We start from the raw sequence: 2975 nt of genomic DNA, 5'->3' as shown, positions 1-2975 counted from the left end.
CTCCGGTGTGGCAGCTGATATGGCGTGATGAGGCAGCAAGACCCGTTGCTCAAGGGTCCCGGCTGCAGCGGGCACCGGCGTCGCCGGGTGCTGCACCACGTCTCGCAGCCTCTTCGTGGATGCCCGAACCGACGGGCCTGTCATCACCCCTCCACCGTGGCCCGCACGTAGCGCTGGCCGGGCAGCGCCCGCGCCATCCCCGCCAGCTCCAGCGCCACCAGGGCCCGGCTGACCTCGGCCACCGGCAGAGAGCTGCGCAGGACCAGAATGTCCAGGCTCTGCGGCTCCAGGGTCAGGACCGCGTAGACCGCCGCCTCGGCCCCCGCCAGGGCCACGGCCGGCGGCGCCGGGGGCGGGCGCACCGGCAGGCGCAGCTCGTCGAGGATATCCTCCACACCCCTGACCAGTTTGGCCCCCTGCTGCACCAGCCGGTGGGGCAGAGCGCTCGTCGCGGACGTGACCGGCCCCGGGACCGCGAACACCTCCCGCCCCTGCTCCAGGGCGCAGTCGGCGGTGATCAGGGCCCCGCTGTCTTCTCGACCTTCCACAATCACCACGCCCAGGGACAGCCCGCTGATCAGGCGGTTGCGTCGGGGAAAGTGGTGGCGCAGCGGGGGTGTACCGGGTGGATATTCGGACAGGACCGCCCCCGCGTCGATGACCCGGGCCATCAGGGAGGCATGCTCGGGCGGGTAGACGACATCCGGCCCGCACCCCAGCACCGCCACCGTCCGCCCGCCGGCGTCCAGAGCCCCCTCGTGGGCGGCGGCGTCGATGCCGCGGGCCAGACCGCTGACCACCGCCACGCCGCAGCGGGCCAGATCGGCGGCCAGGCGGCGGGCCACGGCCACCCCGTACGCCGTCGCCCGCCGCGCCCCCACCACCGCCACCGCCGCCGCGCCGTCTCCCGGGAGATGCCCGCGGACGTACAGCCGCGCCGGCGGATCGGGAATGGTCCGCAACGCCGCCGGATATCCGGGGTCGTCGGGACTGACGGCGTCCACCGGCCCGGGCAGCCTCCTCACCCCGGCCTGCCCCCGCCCACCAGCCGCAGCGACCGGTCCAGGGCCCGGTACTGGATCGCCTCGGCCAGGTGGGTGACCGCGATGGACTCGGCCTCCTCCAGGTCGGCGATGGTCCGCGCCACCTTCAGGATCCGGTCGTGGGCCCGCGCCGACAGCCCCAGACGGTCCATCGCGCGCTGCAGAAACAGCTTGCCCTCTTCGTCCAGCCGGCAGTGGCGGCGGACCTGGCGGGCGCTCAACGCGCCGTTGGTGCGCGCACCCCCGTAGCGGCGGGCCTGGATCTCACGGGCCGCCAGCACCCGCGCCCGCATCTGTGCCGAGCTCTCCCCGGGTCCGGCGGCGACCAGCTCCGCGGCGGCGACCCGGGGAACCTCCACGTGCAGGTCGATGCGGTCCAGCAGCGGCCCGGACACCCGCGCCAGGTAGCGGGCCACCTGAGCCGGGCTGCACAGGCACTCCCGGGACAGATCGCCCCGGTGGCCGCACGGGCAGGGGTTCATGGCACCCACCAGGGTCAGCCGCGCCGGAAACGTTACCGTGGACTGCACCCGCGCCACGGTCACCACCCCGTCCTCCAGCGGCTGGCGCAGCGCCTCCAGGGCGTCCCGGTGGAATTCGGGCAGCTCGTCCAAGAACAGCACGCCCCGGTGAGCCAGGGTCACCTCTCCCGGCCGTGGCAGCGCCCCGCCGCCGGTCAGCGCCGCGGCGCTGGTGGTGTGGTGCGGGCTGCGGAACGGTCGGCTGCGCACCAGTCCTCCCGGAGGGAGCAGCCCGGCGACGCTGTAGATCCGGGTCACCTCCAGCGCCTCCGGGGCCGACAGCGGCGGCAGGATGGTCGGGAGACGGCGCGCCAGCATCGTCTTGCCGGCCCCCGGCGGACCCACCAGCAGCACGTTGTGGCCGCCGGCGGCGGCGATCTCCAGGGCCCGGCGGACGTGGGCCTGGCCGCGGACGTCACTGAAATCCTCGTCGGCGGGCGGGGGCTCCACCACCTCCGGCAGGCCCCCGCGTACGGGCGTCAGGATCGACGTCCCTTCCAGATGCCTGATCACCTCTGCCAGCGAGCCAGCCGGGTAGACGGTCAGGCCCTCCACCAGAGCGGCCTCGGCAGCGTTGGCGCGGGGGACCATCAGCGCCCGCCCTCCCAGCGCGCGGGCCGCCAGGGCGATGCACAGGATCCCGGCCACCGGCCGCAGCGTGCCGTCCAGAGACAGCTCGCCCAGCAACAGCGTTCCGTCCAGGGCCGCAGGGCGGATCTGCTCCGTGGCCGCCAGGATGGCCACGGCCATGGGCAGGTCAAACGCCGGCCCTTCTTTGCGCACGTCGGCCGGCGCCAGGTTGACGGTGATCTTGCGGGAGGGCAGTTCGTAGTTGGTGTTGCGGATGGCGGCCCGCACGCGCTCTTTGGCCTCCTGCACCGCCGTGTCGGGCAGGCCCACGATGGCAAACGCCGGCAGCCCGCCGCCCACGTCCACCTCGACATCGATGGGGTAGGCGTCCAGCCCCAGCACCGCCGCCGAGCGCACCCGGGCTAGCATGGACCGCCTCCGGCCACTCCAGGCGCATTGTACCGGCCCGCCGGACGCGCCCGCGTAGCCCGCCCCGGGCAGCCGCCGGTGACCGGCCCGGGTGGACGTGCCTAGGTATCATCCACCTCGAAGGCCCCGGCCAGCACCTCGACGCGGACGACCCGCCCCTGAGGCGTCACCAGCACCGAGACGGCATCAAACCGGCACGGCCGGTCCCCCAGTCGGCGGGTGATCAGATAGTACGTGGCCAGGCGCCACAGGCGCCGGCGCTTGGCCGGCGTGATGGCGTCAAAGGGGGCACCGAAGTCGGCGGTAGTACGCGTTTTCACCTCCACGAAGACGATGGTCCCGCCCTGCTCGGCCACCACGTCCAGTTCGCCCATGGGGCAGCGGACGTTGCGGTCGCGGATGCGGTAGCCCC

General features: G+C 74.0%; 3 protein-coding genes. All 3 read right to left on the bottom strand.

Going from position 1 to position 2975, the window contains the following annotated elements:
• Positions 1-143 precede the first annotated feature (143 nt).
• Complete coding sequence (dprA, locus tag RB150_04815; GenBank protein MDQ7819857.1) at positions 144-1025, bottom strand: DNA-processing protein DprA; 882 nt, start codon at positions 1023-1025, stop codon at positions 144-146.
• Positions 1022-2563: a YifB family Mg chelatase-like AAA ATPase gene (locus tag RB150_04810; protein ID MDQ7819856.1), complete on the bottom strand. Its 1542-nt coding sequence runs from the start codon at positions 2561-2563 to the stop codon at positions 1022-1024. Before RB150_04810 ends, dprA begins: the two co-directional genes overlap by 4 nt.
• A 101-nt stretch (positions 2564-2664) precedes the next feature.
• A partial coding sequence (locus tag RB150_04805; GenBank protein ID MDQ7819855.1) for a YraN family protein occupies positions 2665-2975 on the bottom strand: 311 nt, incomplete at its 5' end.

The organism is Armatimonadota bacterium, from assembly GCA_031081675.1.
In the GTDB taxonomy this organism is placed as follows: domain Bacteria; phylum Sysuimicrobiota; class Sysuimicrobiia; order Sysuimicrobiales; family Kaftiobacteriaceae; genus Calidihabitans; species Calidihabitans tengchongensis.
This window is presented reverse-complemented; position numbering and strand designations above follow the sequence as displayed.

Bases quoted from the DNA above. Each gene is read 5' to 3' on its own strand.
- RB150_04810 (MDQ7819856.1), bottom strand. From the start codon at position 2,563: ATGCTAGCCCGGGTGCGCTCGGCGGCGGTGCTGGGGCTGGACGCCTAC.